The sequence below is a fragment of the Micromonospora sp. RHAY321 genome (assembly GCF_023896955.1).
GTDB lineage: Bacteria > Actinomycetota > Actinomycetes > Mycobacteriales > Micromonosporaceae > Micromonospora.
In genome coordinates this window covers 866,877-881,957 of record NZ_JAMHIW010000001.1, presented here as the reverse complement: position 1 = coordinate 881,957, position 15,081 = coordinate 866,877, and the positions used below count along the sequence as shown (strand labels likewise).

Genomic DNA, 15,081 nt, shown 5'->3' with positions numbered 1-15,081 from the left:
GGCCGGCGTGGCGGCCCCCCGAGCGGGGGGCGCGGCGTCGCCGCCCGGTAGGTTGCCGGGCATGGTGGACGCGGCGGCCGGCAGAGGTGTGCAGATCTGGACCGACGGGGCGTGCAGCGGCAACCCCGGGCCGGGCGGCTGGGGTGCCCTGCTGCGCTACGGCGACCACGAGCGGGAGCTGTGCGGCGGCGAGGCCACTCCGACCACCAACAACCGGATGGAGCTGATGGCGGCCATCCAGGCGCTGGAGAGCCTGAACCGACCGGTCGTCGTGGAGCTGCACACCGACAGCACGTACGTGCGCAACGGCATCACGAGCTGGCTGGCGTCCTGGAAGCGCAACGGTTGGCTGACCGCCGCGAAGCAGCCGGTGAAGAACGCCGACCTGTGGCAGCGCCTGGAGGCGGCGTGCGAACGCCACGAGGTCACCTGGCTGTGGGTCAAGGGCCACAACGGGCATCCGGAGAACGAGCGGGCCGACGGGCTGGCCAACAAGGGCATGACCGAGGCGCGGGCGGCCGCGCTGGCCAGCCGCTGACCCCGCGTCAGCGGGTCGCGTCCGGATGTCCGGGCATGTTCGACCCGCCGCTGCTGCTGCCGGAGGATCCGCCGGCGACACCCGAGCCGTCGTCCTCGGTCACGATGTCCGGTGGCACATCGGTGTCGTCCGGCGGCGGGACCTCGGTGTCCGCCTCGACCTGCACCAACCGGGCCTGACCGGCCTCGTCCTCGCTGTGCTGCGGGTCGCCCGGCAGCTCACCGTCGCGCTTTCGGAAGCCCACGCCGTGCCCCCCGTCGGTGCCGTTTCGCGTCGGCGGTGGCTACCCGGCGTCGTCGTGGACGAAACCTCGCCCGCCCGCGGTGACCGCCGGTCCGACGGCCTCGGCCCGCGGTGGGCCCGACGGCAACCGCAGCGTCCGGCGACGGCTGAGCGCGACGGTCAGCGCCAGCGCCAACGCGCCGCAGACCACCAGGAAACCAGGAGTGTTGCCGAGGTGGTCGTTGACCGCGCCACTGGTGGCTGAGCCGGCGGCGATGCCGAGCTGTCCTGCCGTCTGCAACCAGCCGTACGTCTCGGGGAGTTGGGCCGCCGGGGTGGACCGGGCGAGGATCTCGTCGGTGACGGCGAGGAACGGTGCCAGCGCGAGACCGAAGACCGCCAGCGCGACGGCCATCTGCGGCACGCTCCGGGGAAGCAGCAGCGCCAGCGAGGTGGCGGCCAACGTGCCGAGCATCGTCAGGTACGCCCCGGCCGGGCTGCCGGGCCGACCCAGGCGGGCCAGCAGCACCCCACCGGCCAGGCTGCCCACCGACCAGATGGTCACCAGCAGCCCGGCCTGGTCCGGGTGCCCGACGGTGGTGGCGAACGCGGGCACCAGCACCCACATGGCGCCAATGCCGATCATGTAGCCGATGTGGGTGCCGACGACGGTGCGGCGGGTGGCCCGGCCGGGCAGCGCGGACCGTCGTCCGGCGGGCTGCCGGTCGGCCTCTCGGGGCGGCAGCACGGCGGCCATGCCGAGCAGCCCGACGGTGCCGATCGCCGCGAAGGCGAGCAGCGCCGCCGTGGGACCGCTGAGCAGCAGGCTCAGCGTCACCGCCAGGGGGCCACCGACGTAGAGCACCTCCTGCCCGACGGCGTTGACCGCGTACGCGCGGGCCAGCGCGGGAGCGGGGACCATCCGGGCCAGTTGTGCGCGTCCACTGCCGACGGCCGGTGGGGTGCTGAGCCCGGCCACGGTGGCCAGCGCCACGAACGCCGCCGGCTCGGTGACCACGGCCAACCCGAGCAGGGCGAGCAGGTGGGCGAGGCCGGTGGCGAGCAGCACGGGCCGGCCACCGAGCCGGCCCAGGAGCCGGCCGACCAGCGGCGCGGTGAGCGCCAACCCGATTCCGCAGCCGGCGCTGGCCACCCCGGCGGTGGCGAAGCTGCCGGTGTTCTGGTGACCGAGCAGCACGACGAGCAGTTGCCGCAGCGCGACCGGTAGCTGCGCGACGGTCATCAGGACGATGAGGAGCATCGCTCGCCGGGGTACATTCATGACTTATGAATCTACCCGAGGACGGCTCGCCCAACCTGCTCGGCGCTCTCGCCCTGCTCGTCGGCTCGCGGATGCGCGCGTCGGTCAGCGCCTCCGTCGGGGCCGGCGGTGCGCTCGCCGAGGCGCTCGTCGTCCTCAAGGACCAGCCGGGCGTGACCGCCGAATGGTTGGGCCAGGTGCTGGGGCTGACCCAGCCGGGTGTCGCGCACCTTGTCCGGCGGCTCCGAGAGCAGGGCTGGGTGGAGAGGCGCCCCGGCACCGACGCGCGCAGCCGCGCCCTGCACCTCACCACCGAGGGGGCGACGGTCGCCGCCCGGACCCTGCACGCCCGGCAGGAGGCGCTGACCGCGCTGCTCGCCCCGCTGACCTCCGAGCAGCGCGGCCAGCTCGCCGACATCGCCCGCACCCTGCTGCACGACGAGGTGGCCGACGACCGCAGCCTCGCGCACCTCTGCCGCCTCTGCGACCGCGCCCGCTGCCCGCGGTGCCCCGTCCACGCCGGCTACCGGGAGTTGACCGGAGACTGAGCGCGAGGCGTGCCCGATCGGGTTACCGGCGCCTGCCGCGACGGGCGGGTGCCGTGGCGCGGGAGGGCCGGCGGACCGGGGTGAGCGCCAGCGCCGTCCAGTGCGCCGGGCGGGTGAGCGTCGCCGGCAGCCCGGTGCGGGCGTCACCGCGCGCGGCGTCCAGCTGGGCCTGGTGCAGGAAGAGCGTGGCCGTCAGGTCCGCGCCGCGCAGGTCGGCGCCGCGCAGGTCCGCGCCCGTGACGTCGGCCAGACCCAGGTCGACCCCGCGCAGGTCCGCGCCGATCAGCAGCGCCCCACGCAGGTTGGCCCGGCGCAGATCCACGCCGCGCAGGTCCGCCCCGAGCAGGTGGGCACCCCGGCGGTCCGGGCCGGCTGGGCCACCCCGGGCGCGCGCCGCGTCCCCGGCTCGCGACAGCAGGGGGTTGATCCGGTCGCGGTGCGCAGCCACGTCCACCACGCGCAGCTCGGCCGGGTCGCCGCCGGTCAGCGCCACCGTGTCGGCGCGGGCGCGCTCCAGCTCGACGCGCACGTCGGCCGGCGGGCGCAGCGCCAACGCCTCGGTGACGTACCAGAGCAGCTCGTGCAGCGGACGCAGCACCGTGAACGCCGCGGCCATCGCCGGCAGTGTCTCCGGCGCGTCCCGCCAGTCCCGCCCGCCGAACGTCACCTGGGCGACCTGCTGGCCGGCGCCGAAACAGTCGAAGACCGTGCAGCCGGGGAACCCGCGCTGCCGCAGCTCCGTGTGGATGCCGCAGCGGTGGTCGGGGCGCAGGTTCGGGCAGGCCTGCCCGGCCGGCTTGTCGATGGCGAAGTCCGCCGACGCGGCGAAGGCGGGCACCACGCAGCACAACCCGAAGCAGCGCTCGCAGTCGGCGCGCAGCTGCGCCGGCCCGGGCGGGGGAGCGGGGCGGGGCGACACGCGGACGGTCCTCCTGGCGATCGGCACGGCGACCACCATTGTCCCGCGCCGCACCGACGGGTCAGCTCGGGGGTCACCGTCCGTGCGTGTCGCCGGCCGCCGTGGAACGGGGTGCGGGAGTACGGGGGCCACCCGACGGCTGCGGCGCCAACCGGCGTACCGCCCGGTCCCCGCCGCCGGGACCGTACTTCTGGTCGAAGTGCCGGACCACGGTCGCGGCCGGCGTACGGTCGTCGTCGGCCAGCTCGGCCAGCGCGAACACTCCCGGCGCGGCTCCCGGCGCGCGGGGCGGCAACACGGCCCGCACGGTCAGCGGCCGGGCCAGGCGGAACGCGTGGCAGTCCACGTAGTGCTGCCCGTCCACCGTCACGTAGGGCACCTGCACCTCGACCACGTCGGAGTCGTCGTGGCGCAGCGTGACCGTCACCGACCAGTACCGTTCCAGGTCGAGGGTTGCCTGCTCGTGCTCCCACAGCTCCTCGAACCGGGCGTGCACGAACCCACCCCACGGGCTGTCCATGTCCACCTCGAGCTGGGGCACGTTGAACGACAGCTTCCCGATCGGGAAGAACGAGATCAGCGCCCGGCCGTCCCACTGGTAGAGCTGGATCGACGGGGAGGCGTCGTACAGGCGGACCTGCAGGCGATGCCGCAGTCGGGGGTCGAGGGTCTCGGCGAAGGCGGCCAGGTGGCGCAGGTTGGTGCGGATCTGCCTCGGCACGTCGACCCGCTGGCGTTCCAGCTCCTCGGAGCGCTGCTGGGCGGCGGTGCAGTCCGGGTCGAGCAGGAGCAACTGCACCTGGGAGCCGTTGGTGAGCGCCGCGCGGACCGCGCCCAGTGTCTCCTCGCGGTGGCGCTGCTCCAGCAGGATCGTCCAGGTGTCGAGGATGCGCACCCGGCGGCCGGCGCGGTGCAGCCGCGCCACGAACGCCTGCTGGTCGAAGCTCAGGTGCTCCTGCACCCGCGCCTTGCGGGCCTCCTCGAACAGCGGGTCGAAGATGACGTACGAGATGGCCGCGAGCACCACGCTGGCGCCGAGGTTGAGCAGCAGGTCGCTGAGGAAGCCGGTGCTGCGCCAGGCGGCCAGCAGCATCAGGGCGGCGGCCCCGAGCAGCGTCCCGCCGACGACGAAGGCGCGTCGTTGCCGGCCGCTCCGACCGACCCACTCGGGCATCCGGTCCCCCTCCGTCGTCGACCGGCCCCGCCGCCGCCCGTTGATCACCGGAATGCGGAGGATACGTGCCCGCTTTGCCGGGCGCTGTCCCGTTCACGACCGCCGGTTTCGCCCGCCGGAGTCGTCGCACCGCTCATAGGGTGACGGTAACGGGGCCGGGCGACAACGGAGGGTCAGGTGCGATGGACGACAGTGAGCGCGAGCAGGCCCTGCTCACCGCCCTGACCACCGAGCACTACGCGTTGGAGACCGCCCGCTCCGGCACCATCGCCGAGGCCACCGGCCGGGCCACCATCTTCCTGTCCGTCCTGTCGGCGGCCCTGATCGGGCTCGGCTTCGTGGCCACCAACGAGAAGCTGGTCCGGCCGTACCTGGGCGCGGTGCTGCCGACCCTGGTGGTGATCGGGGTCCTGACCTTCCTGCGGCTGGTCGAGACGACCGTGGAGAACTCGTTGGACCTGTGGCGGATCCAGCGGATCCGCGCCTACTACCACCACCGGTTCGCCGGCCAGCACGACTTCTTCGCCGACGCGGTCGCGGACGAGGGCACCATGCGGTCGGCCTGGAACCTGGTGGGCATCGGGCGCGGGCGGTGGGAGTTCATGCTCACCACCGCCGCGCTGGTCGGCGCGGTCAACGCGCTGCTGGTCGGGCTCGGGGTCGCCCTGCTGGTCGGGCTGGCCGGGGCCGGGCACGGGTTGGCCGTCCCGGTCGGGGTGGTGACCGCCGTGGCGGTGTTCGCCGCACAGTTCGCCTACATCCTGCGGACGTCCGCGGCGCGACAGGACTGACCGGCGTTCAGACCGAGCGCCAGTCGTTCGAGGTCAGGGAGTTGGCCTGCGGGCCCATCAGCAGCATGCCGCCGTCGACGGGCCAGGATGCGCCGGTGACGTAGCTGGCGGCGGGGGAGGCGAGCAGTGCCACCACGGCGGCCACCTCCCGGGCGTCACCCGGCCGCCCCACCGGTACACCGGGCCGGTCCTGGGTGAACGGGTCGACGTCCTCCTGGTCGGTCATCGGCGTGGCGATCTCGCCCGGTGCGACCGCGTTCACGGTGATCCCGTCGGCCGCCAACTCCTGCGCCATCACCTTGGTGAGCAGCCCGAGCCCGCCCTTCGCCGCGCAGTACGCCGCCGAACCGACCCGGGGGGCGTGCTCGTGCACGCTGGTGATGTTGATGATCCGCCCGCCGACCCCGGCGGTCCTCATCCGCCGCACGGCCCGCTGGGCGCACAGGAACGGCCCGTCCAGGTCGACGGCGAGCACCTCGCGCCACTGCTCCCACCCGGTGTCGACGAACGGGGTCGAGGCGCCGGTGCCGGCGTTGTTGACCAGCACCCCGATGCCGCCCAGTCGGTCGGCCAGCTCGTCCACCACGGCCGCCGCGTCCGGCAGCCGGGTCAGGTCCATCTCGACGGCCTCGCAGCGCCGACCGGTGGTGCGCACCTCGGTGGCGGTCCGCTCGGCGCCGTCGGGGTCGCCGTACCAGGTGATGCCGATGTCGAAGCCGGCCTCGGCCAGGGCGACGGCGCACGCCTTGCCGATGCCGGAGTCCGCGCCGGTGACGACGGCGATTCTCGGGTAGTTCTCGTATCGCTGCGGCATGCTTGCGCACTACCCCGGCCGGATCGGCTCAACCGGGTCGACCTGGTGTACCGGTGGACACGGTGGGTAGCCGCCTGCCATGGAGCTGGTTCAGGAATCGCCGTACCGGTTCCGGATCGACCGCCGGGCGCCGATGCGGGTGCCCGGGGTGGTGTTCGCCGTGCCGGAGCTGCTGCCCGACGTCGGTGCCGACCGGTCGCTGGACCAGGTGGCGAACGTGGCCACCCTGCCCGGCATCGTCGGGGCGTCGTACGCCATGCCCGACGTGCACTGGGGCTACGGCTTTCCGATCGGTGGGGTCGCCGCCACCGACGTCGCCGAGGGCGGGGTGGTCTCGCCGGGCGGGGTCGGCTTCGACATCTCCTGCGGGGTGCGGTTGCTCACCGCCGAACTGGACCGGTCGGAGCTTCCCCGGGTCCTCGACGCGCTGATGGACGGCCTGGACCCGGCGGTGCCGCGCGGCATGGGCCGGGGCGCGGTCTGGAACCTCGCCGACCGGGCGGAGCTGGACGCGGTGCTGCGCGGCGGTTCCCGGTACGCGGTCGAACAGGGGCACGGGGTGCCCCGGGACCTGGCCCGTTGCGAGGACGGCGGCGCGGTGGCCGACGCCGATCCGGCGCAGGTCAGCGAGCGGGCCGTGCAGCGCGGGCAGGGCCAGGTCGGCAGCCTCGGCTCCGGTAACCACTTCCTGGAGGTGCAGGCCGTCGAGGAGGTGTACGACGAGCCGGTCGCGGCGGCCTTCGGGCTGCGCCTCGGCCAGGTCTGCGTGATGATCCACTGTGGCTCCCGTGGGCTGGGCCACCAGATCTGCACCGACCACGTGCGGATCATGGAGCGGGTCATGCCCCGGTACGGCATCGAGGTGCCGGACCGGCAGCTCGCCTGCGCGCCGGTCGGTTCCCCGGAGGGTCGGGCCTACCTGGGTGCGATGGCCGCCGCGGCGAACTACGCCCGGGCCAACCGGCAGTTGCTCACGGAGTCGGCCCGCCGGGTCTTCAGCCGGGTTGCCGGGAGCGGCCTGGATCTGGTGTACGACGTGTCGCACAACCTCGCCAAGATCGAGGAGCACGGGCGTGACGGCGGCACCCGGCGGCTCTGCGTGCACCGCAAGGGCGCCACCCGCGCGCTGCCGCCCGGGCACCCCGACCTCCCCGACGACCTGGGTGACGTCGGGCAGCCGGTGCTGATCCCGGGCTCGATGGGCACCTCGTCGTACGTGCTGACCGGCGTCGCCGGGAATCCGGCCTTCGCGTCGACCTGTCACGGCGCCGGCCGTACCCGCAGCCGGGGCGAGGCCACCCGGGCCGTCCGAGGTCAGGACGTGCGGCGCGACCTGGCGGCGCGGGGCGTGGCCGTTCGGGGCGCGTCCTGGAAGGGGCTGGCCGAGGAGATGCCGGAGGCGTACAAGGACGTCTCGGCGGTGGTCGAGGCGGCCCGGGGCGCCGGGCTGTGCCGGCTCGTCGCCCGCCTCACCCCACTCGGCGTGGTCAAGGGCTGACCGGCCTCAGACGTCCAGGGTCACCGCGCACGACCAGCCGGCGGAGCCCGGGGCGATGTGCAGCGCGTGCAGCGACACCGCCTTCGGCACCGCGCCGACCAGTTCCACCGCGTCGGTGCTGGTAGACCGCCAGCGCACCCGCAGGCCGCCGTCGTCGGTCGACCGCACGTCGCAGTCCAGCGGAAGGGTGCCCTCGGTGTCCAGCCGGAAGATCACCTCGTCCAGTACGCCGACCAGCAGGTCCTCGTCGTCGCCAGGCGGCACATCGAACTCGGTGTCCGCCTGAGGCCGGGCGCCGCCGGTGTCGGCGAACGTCTCGACCAGCGCGGCGACGGCCTCGGCGAGGCACCCGTCCCGGTCGGGCGCCCACGCCTCGATCCGGACGTCGGCGGTGTGCGGCATGCTCCGGTGCCCCCGTTGCGTCGAGCGCTGCATGCCTCCGATCATGCCGGTCGGTGGCCCCACACACCGCCCGGATCCTCCGGGACCACCGACGGCTGTCCGACGACGTACCGTCGCCGGATGCGGATCACCCGGTTCACCCACTCCTGCGTCCGCGTCGAGCACGACGGCGGGGTGCTCGTCGTCGACCCGGGCACCTGGAGCGAACCCGCTGCCCTGGTCGGCGCGGACGCCGTCCTGGTCACCCACGAGCACTCCGACCACGTCGACGTGCTGCGGCTGGCCGGCCTCGGCGTCCCGGTGTACGCCCCCGAGGGCGCCCGGCTGCCCGACCTCGCCCCGTTGCCGGTGACCCGGGTCCACGCCGGGCAGCGCTTCACCGCCGCCGGCATCCCCGTCACCGCGCACGGCGGCCGGCACGCCGCCATCTTCGAGGGCCAGCCCGACTGTCCCAACCTCGGCTACCTGATCGGCGACGGTGTCTACCACCCGGGCGACGCGCTGCACGTGCCGGACGAGCCGGTGCACACCCTGCTGGTCCCGGCGCAGGGGTCCTGGCTGCGCCTCGACGAGGCGATCCGGTTCGCCCGTGCGGTGGGCGCCGCTCACACGTACCCGATCCACGACGCGCAGATCAACGAGCGCGGCCTGGCCAGCGTGGCCGGCTGGTTCGGCGAGACGATCCCCGGCTACCGTCACCTCGTCCCCGGCGACACCGCCTGACCGGCGGCCGTCATCTCGAAGCGTGGTGCGGCGTCGGTGAGCACGGCGACCCGTGTCGGTGCCGACCACGCCTCGGTCAGCTCCGCCACCAGCGTGGCGACCAGCCGGGTCACGTCCGCCTCGGCGTCCGGGTGCAGCGCCTCGGCGACGATCAGCACGGACGAGGTGGCCGGCCGCACGGCCGACCAGCCGCTCTGCCGGTTCGTCCAGCGCCGGGCGTGCGCCCGGCCCGCGCTGTCGACGAAGGTCACCTCTCCGGGGTCGGGGTGCTCGGTGTCGCCGGCGAAGCTCAGGTACTCCTCGTCGCCCTGCGCCGGTCGGACCATGAGGTCACCGTCGACGCGGTCGAGGTCGAGCACCGCGACCGGGATCGCGTACGCGGCCGAGACGGCGTTGCAGAGGTCGACCAGGGGGTGCAGCCGGGGCAGGTCGTCGTCCAGGCGCAGCCGGCGCAGCAGCGCCTCCGCGGCGCACCGGTAGCGGGTGGGCCGCAGCCCCATGGTCGTGTACGCCCGCCGCCACGCCTGGATCTCCGAGAAGCCGCTCTCGGCGCCTGCGGCCAACCGCTCGCGGGCCACGGTGAGGTACGCGGCGGTCCGCTGGGTGACGTCGGCCGTGGCGGTGATCCCGCTGGCCTGGACCACGCCGGCGACGAGGTCGGGGTACGCGGCGCGAAGCTGCGCGGAATGCTCGAACTGCACGGGACTCCCTATCGTTCGGTGAGGGCGAGTGTCACGCCGAGCGCGACGAAGGTGCCGGCGACGGACCGGCGCAGCCAGTCGGTGACCCGTGGCCGGGTCAGCACCCGGTCGCGCACCCGGGCCGCGAAGACGCCGTAGCCGCTGAACACCACGAAGGTGAGCAGCATGAACACCGCGCCGCACGCGAGCATCGACCGGGTCGAGCCCGGCGCGGTGGTGTCCACGAACTGCGGCAGGAACGCGACGAAGAACAGCGTCGGCTTCGGGTTGAGCAGGTTGACCAGCACTCCGGAGACGATCACCCGGGCCGCGGAGCGGGGTGTCGCCGTGCTGGTCGCCGCGAAGGCGCTGCGGTCCCGGGCGGTCGACCAGGCCAGGTAGAGCAGGTACCCGACGCCGAGGTACCTGACCACCTCGAAGGCCGCCGCGCTCGTCTGCAACAGCGCGGCGAGACCGGTCAACGCCGCCAGCAGGTGCGGCACCACCCCCAGCGTGCAGGCGAAGGCGGCCAGCACACCGGCCCGGGCGCCCCGGGACAGTCCGGCGGAGAGGGTGAAGAACACCCCGGTGCCCGGGGTGACCACCACGATCAGCGTGGTGATCAGGAACGGAACTGTCACGGATGTCCTCCGGTGTGGCTCGACGGGGCTGCCTGATTCCCACTCTGCTGCCAAGATGGTCCGGTGAGCAGGGCCAAAACGAGGGCATCCGACAGGTCCATAACGACCGGGTCGGATTTTCTGCACCTGACCATCGCCGACGCCCCACCCGGCGGGCGCGCCGACTGGCTGGCCGCGCGGCTGCGCCAGGCCCTCGCCGACGGCCGGGTGCCGGTGGGGGGCCGCCTGCCCGCCACCCGGTTGCTCGCCGCCGACCTCGGCGTCTCCCGGGGGGTGGTCACCGAGGCGTACCAGCGGCTGACCGAGGAGGGGCACATCACCGGGAGGGGCCGGGCCGGGACGGTGGTCGTCGCCGCGCCGCCCGCACCGGCGACCCCGACACCCGCCCCGGCCGCCGCGCCGGCGCCGGGTGCGCTCTTCCCGCCGGCTCCGGGCAGCGACATCTTCGACGCGGTACGAGCGGCGAGCGCGACCATCGACCTGACGCCCGGCGTACCGGATCTGACCGCCTTTCCCCGCGCGGACTGGCTGCGCGCCGAACGGACCGTGCTGGCCCACCTCGCCGCGGCCGACTTCGGCTACGGCGATCCGTGTGGCACGCCCGCGCTGCGCCGGGCCGTCGCCGCCTGGCTGGCCCGCAGTCGAGGCATCGCCGTCGACCCCGTCGAGGTCATCATCGTGGCCGGCGTGTCCCAGGCGCTCGGGCTGCTCGCCCAGGTGCTCGGCGCGGCCGGCATCGACCGGATCGCGGTCGAGGACCCGGGCTCGCTCGGCGTGCGGCAGCACCTGAACAACTGGCGGGTGGACACCCCACCGGTCGCGGTGGACGACGCCGGGCTGCGGGTCGACGAGCTGGCGGCCAGCGGCGTGCCGGCGGTGATGCTCACCCCCGCACACCAGTTCCCGACCGGTGTGGTGCTCGACGGTGACCGCCGCCGCCAGCTCGTCGACTGGGCGCGGGCCGGCGGGCTGATCATCGAGGACGACTACGACGCCGAGCACCGCTACGACCGGCCCCCGGTGCCGGCGCTGCGTGGGCTGCTGCCCGAGCAGGTCTTCTACGCCGGCAGCGTGTCCAAACTGCTCGCCCCGGCGCTGCGGGTCGGTTGGCTGCTCGTGCCGGCCCGCTACCGGGAGGCGGTGGTGGCCGCCAAACGCAACGCCGACCTGGGCAACGCCGTGTTGCCGCAACTGGTGCTGGCCGAGCTGATGACCTCCGGTGCGCTGGAGCGTCACCTTCGGCTGCTGCGCCGCCGGCACATCCAGCGTCGGGACGCGATGATCACGGCGCTGGCCCGGCACCTGCCCGGCGCGACGGTGCACGGGGCGGCGGCCGGGCTCCACCTGATGATCACGTTGGACGGTGAGCTGGCCGACGGCGAGCTGGCCGCGGCGACGCTGGCCCGGGGAGTGAAGGTGCAGCCGCTGTCCTGGCACTGCCAGCGGCCGTACCGGCCGGGCCTGGTGCTCGGCTACGCCGCGCGTACGGCCACCGAGATCGAGGAGGGCGTCGCGACGATCGCTGCCGCCCTCCGCTCCGGCTAGGCAGACCGGCGGTGTCGACGGTGGACATCCACGGTGCCGAATGGACTGCGGGCACACACCGGTGCCGCCCGACGTGTCGGTCGCGCTCATACCTCGTGTGCTCTACGTCACGGTAGCGTCTGCCCACGCCGACGCCTCCCGCCGGCGCTCCCAAGGAGAGCGTCACATGACGACACCGCTGAAAGCCGCCACCGCCCTCGCCGCCGTCCTCCTGCTGATCCTCACCGGCGCGGCCCCCGCCCAGGCCGCCACCCCGGCGACGAAGCCCCCGGTCTCCGGGTCACTGAACACCTACAACGTCTCCGGCGTGTACGTCGCCGGCGTCTCCTCGGGCGGATACCTGGCCACCCAACTGCACGTCGCCTACTCGTCCAGGATCCGCGGCGCGGCCGTCTTCGCCGCCGGGCCGTACTACTGCGCCCAGAACAACGTCGCCCAGGCGCTCTACGGCTGCGGCGACAACCAGTACCCGACCAACGTGTCCGCCCTGCAGACCTACACCCGGACCTGGGCGTCCTACGGCTGGGTCGACCCGGTCGGCAAGCTGTCCGGCGACCCGGTGTACGTCTTCCACGGCGCCAACGACAACACCGTCAAGAAGTCCGTCACCGACGACCTGGTCCGCTACTACCAGCACTTCGGCGCCAGCGTGCAGTACGACAGCGGTTCCGCGGCCGGCCACTCGTGGGTCACCCCGTACGGGACGCTGGGATGCACCGCGACCGCGTCGCCGTTCCTCAACGACTGCGGCAGCGACCCGCAGAACGCCCTGCTGCGCAAGCTGCTCGGTGGCGTGAACGCGCCGAACACCGGCCCGCTCGGCGGCACGCTCATCCGGTTCAACCAGAACACCTTCGCGGTCAACGGCTGGGCCAACGGGCTGAGCATGGACGCCAACGGCTTCGCCTACGTCCCGTCGGCCTGCGCGGCCGGCCAGTCGTGCCGGCTGATGGTCGCCCTGCACGGCTGCCTGCAGGGGTACGGCTCGGTGGGCACCGCCTTCGTCGACCGGGCCAACCTCAACCCGTACGCCGACACCAACAACCTGATCGTCCTCTACCCGCAGGCCACCTCCGCCGTCAGCAACCCGAACGGCTGCTGGGACTGGTGGGGTTACCTCGGCGCGACCAACTACCCGATCAAGGGCGGCGCCCAGATAGAGACGATCATGAACATGGTCCGCCGGCTGGACGGCTGAGCCACCCGGGCTGACCGGGCCAACCCGCCCGGTCAGCCCAGGAACAGGCGGACCAGGACCAGCACGGCGAGCAGCGCCGGCCCGCGCCCGCCCTGGCGCAGCAGGTCGATGGGGATCATCCCGAACGGCGTGTTCACCGTCGCCCCGCCGTAGTTGATCGGTGGTCGGGTGCCGCTGCGCCACGCGGCGGCCACCACCCCGAGCGCCATCGCCGGCCCCAGCCAGGGCGGCCCACCGTCGACCGTCGGCAGGGTCAGCAGCCACCACAGCCCCGCGCCGATCGCCGGCACCACCACGTGGATCCCGCTCAGCGCCGCGTCACTGCCGCCGAGCGCCCGACGCAACCCCGGCGACCGGCTGATCGACCGCAGGCCACCGGTCAACCGGTCGGTGGCGAGGTAGCCGAACACCACCTGCGCGGCACCGGCCAGCCCGGGCAGGGCGAGCGCGGCGGCGTACTGGACGAGGATCAGCGCCGTCCAGATCAGCAGGGCGCTGGGGTGGCGGCGCAACCGGCGCACGTCGGCCTGGAGCATCGCCCACCAGCCGGGGCCGGACAGGAACCGGCGGCTGCGCACCCGGCCGATCTGCCGCCAGCGCCGGCTCTCCACCAGGCCGGCGAGCAGGCTCGGGTCGAGCAGGATGGTGGCCGTGGCGGCGGCGTTGGCGAACTGCGCGCCGGTGGTCAGGGTGGCCCGGTCCACCCGGGGCAGCGCGCGTACCGCCAGGACGGTGGCGGCGACCGCGAGGGGCACCCCGACGGCGACCAGACCGGCGGTCGGCGACGTCGACGGCCGGGGCAGCGCGTCACCGAGGCGGCCGACGACCACCACCAGAGCCGTGACGAGGGCGGCCGCCACCACCGGCACCACCCCGGCCAGCGTCGGCCACCGCCGGCCGGCCCCGCTGCCCTGGGCGACGACGCTGGACGCCAACGCGGTCGCACCCCACCCCGCGCCGGCCGCCGCCGCCCAACCCAGGGCGGTCAGGTCGGTGACGCCGCCGAGCGCCGCCACACCCACCCCGACCAGCGCGGTGCCGGCCGTCGCGCCCGTCAGCAGGATGGCGAGGCGCGGCGCCAGCCAGGCCCGCCGGTCGACCGGCGCGCTGGTCACCCAGCTCTGCGTCGCCGGGGTGACCAGCAACGGGCCGAGCGCGCGCAGGCCGCGCCAGGCGAGCCCGGCGGCGGCCAGCAGCGCGGCGACCGCCAGCCACCAGCGCACCCCCGGATCGGCCCGCCCGACGGTGGGCGACTCCAGCATGTCGCGGCTGGCGCTGACCGCGAACCAGCCGTACATGCCCACGAACAGGACCACGACGTACGCGTCGCCCAGCACGTCGCCCAGGGAGTGGTCGTGGTGCCGTCGGCGGGCCCGGCGCAGGTGTGAGCGCACCTGCCGGGCGGTGGGCACCCCGACCGGGGCGTCGGCGACCGTGGCGGGCGGTGCCGTCACCGGCCGATCTCGATCCGCTCGTCGACGACGGCGTCGATCAGCTCCGGGTCGTGCGAGGCCAGCAGCACGGCGGTGCCCGCCTCCCGTTCCCGGCGCAGCCGGTCGGCCAGCCACTGTCGTCCTCGTACGTCCAGCCGCTGTTCCGGTTCGTCGAGGATCAGCACCCGGCGCGGCCGTACGAAACAGGACGCCAGGGCCAACCGGCGGCGCTGCCCACTGGACAACGTCACCGGCAGTTGGTCGCGGGCCGGTTCCAGGCCCAGCTCGGCGACGACCTCGTCGACCGGGTCGGCGTCACCCCCGTGGGCGTACGCGACCAGTTCCAGGTGCTCGACCACGGACAGGTCGGGAAAGAAGTCGATGTCGTCCAGGGCGGCCGCCACCAGGGCACGCACCTGGGGGTCGGTCTCGTCGGCCCGGCGGCCCTGCACCAGCACCTCGCCCGCGTCCGGCCGGTCGGCGCCGACCACGCAGCGCAGCAGGGTGGTCTTGCCGCTGCCGTTGGGGCCCAGCACCACCGCGATCCGGCCCGCCTGGAGCGTGAAGCTCACGTCGTCGAGCACGACCAGGTTGCCGAAGTTGCGGCTAAGTCCCCGCACCGAGAGCGCATCCACGGTCACACACTCTCCCAGACCCGTTCCACCGGCCAACGTGAGCGATCGACATCACGCCG

17 protein-coding genes are annotated in these 15,081 nt (G+C 74.2%); 7 read left to right on the top strand and 10 right to left on the bottom strand.

Going from position 1 to position 15,081, the window contains the following annotated elements; genetic code table 11:
* Positions 1-61 precede the first annotated feature (61 nt).
* Entirely contained in the window at positions 62-538 is a 477-nt protein-coding gene (gene rnhA / locus M8C17_RS04110) for a ribonuclease HI (protein WP_252414963.1), read from the top strand.
* A gap of 7 nt (positions 539-545) precedes the next feature.
* On the opposite strand, the gene M8C17_RS04105 is transcribed toward rnhA, so the two are convergent.
* Both M8C17_RS04105 and M8C17_RS04100 read right to left on the bottom strand, forming a co-directional pair.
* Positions 546-782, bottom strand: a complete 237-nt coding sequence (locus tag M8C17_RS04105) for a preprotein translocase YidC (protein ID WP_252414962.1) — start codon at positions 780-782, stop codon at positions 546-548.
* 39 nt (positions 783-821) lie between these two features.
* On the bottom strand, positions 822-2,042 hold the full coding sequence (locus M8C17_RS04100; protein WP_252414961.1) for an MFS transporter: 1,221 nt from the start codon (positions 2,040-2,042) through the stop codon (positions 822-824).
* Between the two features lie 5 nt (positions 2,043-2,047).
* Here M8C17_RS04100 and M8C17_RS04095 point away from each other — a divergent pair, with 5 nt between their 5' ends.
* Positions 2,048-2,569, top strand: a complete 522-nt coding sequence (locus tag M8C17_RS04095) for a MarR family winged helix-turn-helix transcriptional regulator (RefSeq protein ID WP_252414960.1) — start codon at positions 2,048-2,050, stop codon at positions 2,567-2,569.
* A 22-nt stretch (positions 2,570-2,591) separates the two neighbouring features.
* Here the strand turns inward: M8C17_RS04095 and M8C17_RS04090 are convergent, their stop codons facing one another.
* Positions 2,592-3,515 (bottom strand): pentapeptide repeat-containing protein, encoded by a 924-nt coding sequence (locus tag M8C17_RS04090; protein WP_374557032.1) that lies wholly within the window; start codon positions 3,513-3,515, stop codon positions 2,592-2,594.
* A gap of 46 nt (positions 3,516-3,561) precedes the next feature.
* A complete protein-coding gene (locus tag M8C17_RS04085) occupies positions 3,562-4,662 on the bottom strand; it encodes a DUF5919 domain-containing protein (RefSeq protein ID WP_252414959.1) in 1,101 nt (366 codons plus the stop codon).
* Between the two features lie 182 nt (positions 4,663-4,844).
* Here M8C17_RS04085 and M8C17_RS04080 point away from each other — a divergent pair, with 182 nt between their 5' ends.
* Positions 4,845-5,453 carry a hypothetical protein gene (locus tag M8C17_RS04080; protein WP_252414958.1) on the top strand — a complete coding sequence of 203 codons (609 nt, stop codon included), beginning with the start codon at positions 4,845-4,847 and terminating at the stop codon, positions 5,451-5,453.
* Between the two features lie 7 nt (positions 5,454-5,460).
* On the opposite strand, the gene M8C17_RS04075 is transcribed toward M8C17_RS04080, so the two are convergent.
* Positions 5,461-6,267, bottom strand: coding sequence for an SDR family oxidoreductase (locus M8C17_RS04075; protein ID WP_252414957.1), 807 nt, complete (start codon positions 6,265-6,267; stop codon positions 5,461-5,463).
* Positions 6,268-6,346: 79 nt separating this feature from the next.
* Between M8C17_RS04075 and M8C17_RS04070 the strand changes: the two genes are divergently transcribed.
* Positions 6,347-7,765 carry an RtcB family protein gene (locus M8C17_RS04070; RefSeq protein ID WP_252414956.1) on the top strand — a complete coding sequence of 473 codons (1,419 nt, stop codon included), beginning with the start codon at positions 6,347-6,349 and terminating at the stop codon, positions 7,763-7,765.
* Between the two features lie 6 nt (positions 7,766-7,771).
* Here the strand turns inward: M8C17_RS04070 and M8C17_RS04065 are convergent, their stop codons facing one another.
* Positions 7,772-8,200, bottom strand: coding sequence for an archease (locus M8C17_RS04065; RefSeq protein WP_252414955.1), 429 nt, complete (start codon positions 8,198-8,200; stop codon positions 7,772-7,774).
* Positions 8,201-8,287: 87 nt separating this feature from the next.
* Between M8C17_RS04065 and M8C17_RS04060 the strand changes: the two genes are divergently transcribed.
* Positions 8,288-8,890, top strand: coding sequence for an MBL fold metallo-hydrolase (locus M8C17_RS04060; RefSeq protein ID WP_252414954.1), 603 nt, complete (start codon positions 8,288-8,290; stop codon positions 8,888-8,890).
* On the opposite strand, the gene M8C17_RS04055 is transcribed toward M8C17_RS04060, so the two are convergent.
* Both M8C17_RS04055 and M8C17_RS04050 read right to left on the bottom strand, forming a co-directional pair.
* Positions 8,863-9,591: a B3/4 domain-containing protein gene (locus M8C17_RS04055; RefSeq protein ID WP_252414953.1), complete on the bottom strand. Its 729-nt coding sequence runs from the start codon at positions 9,589-9,591 to the stop codon at positions 8,863-8,865. The genes M8C17_RS04060 and M8C17_RS04055 overlap by 28 nt on opposite strands.
* A gap of 8 nt (positions 9,592-9,599) precedes the next feature.
* A complete protein-coding gene (locus M8C17_RS04050) occupies positions 9,600-10,211 on the bottom strand; it encodes a LysE family transporter (protein WP_252414952.1) in 612 nt (203 codons plus the stop codon).
* A 63-nt stretch (positions 10,212-10,274) separates the two neighbouring features.
* On the opposite strand from M8C17_RS04050, the gene M8C17_RS04045 reads away from it, so the two are divergent.
* Together M8C17_RS04045 and M8C17_RS04040 are read left to right on the top strand one after the other, a co-directional pair.
* Positions 10,275-11,756: a PLP-dependent aminotransferase family protein gene (locus M8C17_RS04045; RefSeq protein WP_252414951.1), complete on the top strand. Its 1,482-nt coding sequence runs from the start codon at positions 10,275-10,277 to the stop codon at positions 11,754-11,756.
* A gap of 166 nt (positions 11,757-11,922) precedes the next feature.
* Positions 11,923-12,954 (top strand): PHB depolymerase family esterase, encoded by a 1,032-nt coding sequence (locus M8C17_RS04040; RefSeq protein WP_252414950.1) that lies wholly within the window; start codon positions 11,923-11,925, stop codon positions 12,952-12,954.
* Between the two features lie 32 nt (positions 12,955-12,986).
* Here the strand turns inward: M8C17_RS04040 and M8C17_RS04035 are convergent, their stop codons facing one another.
* Together M8C17_RS04035 and M8C17_RS04030 are read right to left on the bottom strand one after the other, a co-directional pair.
* Positions 12,987-14,408 (bottom strand): DUF6297 family protein, encoded by a 1,422-nt coding sequence (locus tag M8C17_RS04035; RefSeq protein ID WP_252414949.1) that lies wholly within the window; start codon positions 14,406-14,408, stop codon positions 12,987-12,989.
* Entirely contained in the window at positions 14,405-15,028 is a 624-nt protein-coding gene (locus tag M8C17_RS04030) for an ATP-binding cassette domain-containing protein (RefSeq protein WP_252414948.1), read from the bottom strand. Before M8C17_RS04030 ends, M8C17_RS04035 begins: the two co-directional genes overlap by 4 nt.
* Positions 15,029-15,081 lie beyond the last annotated feature (53 nt).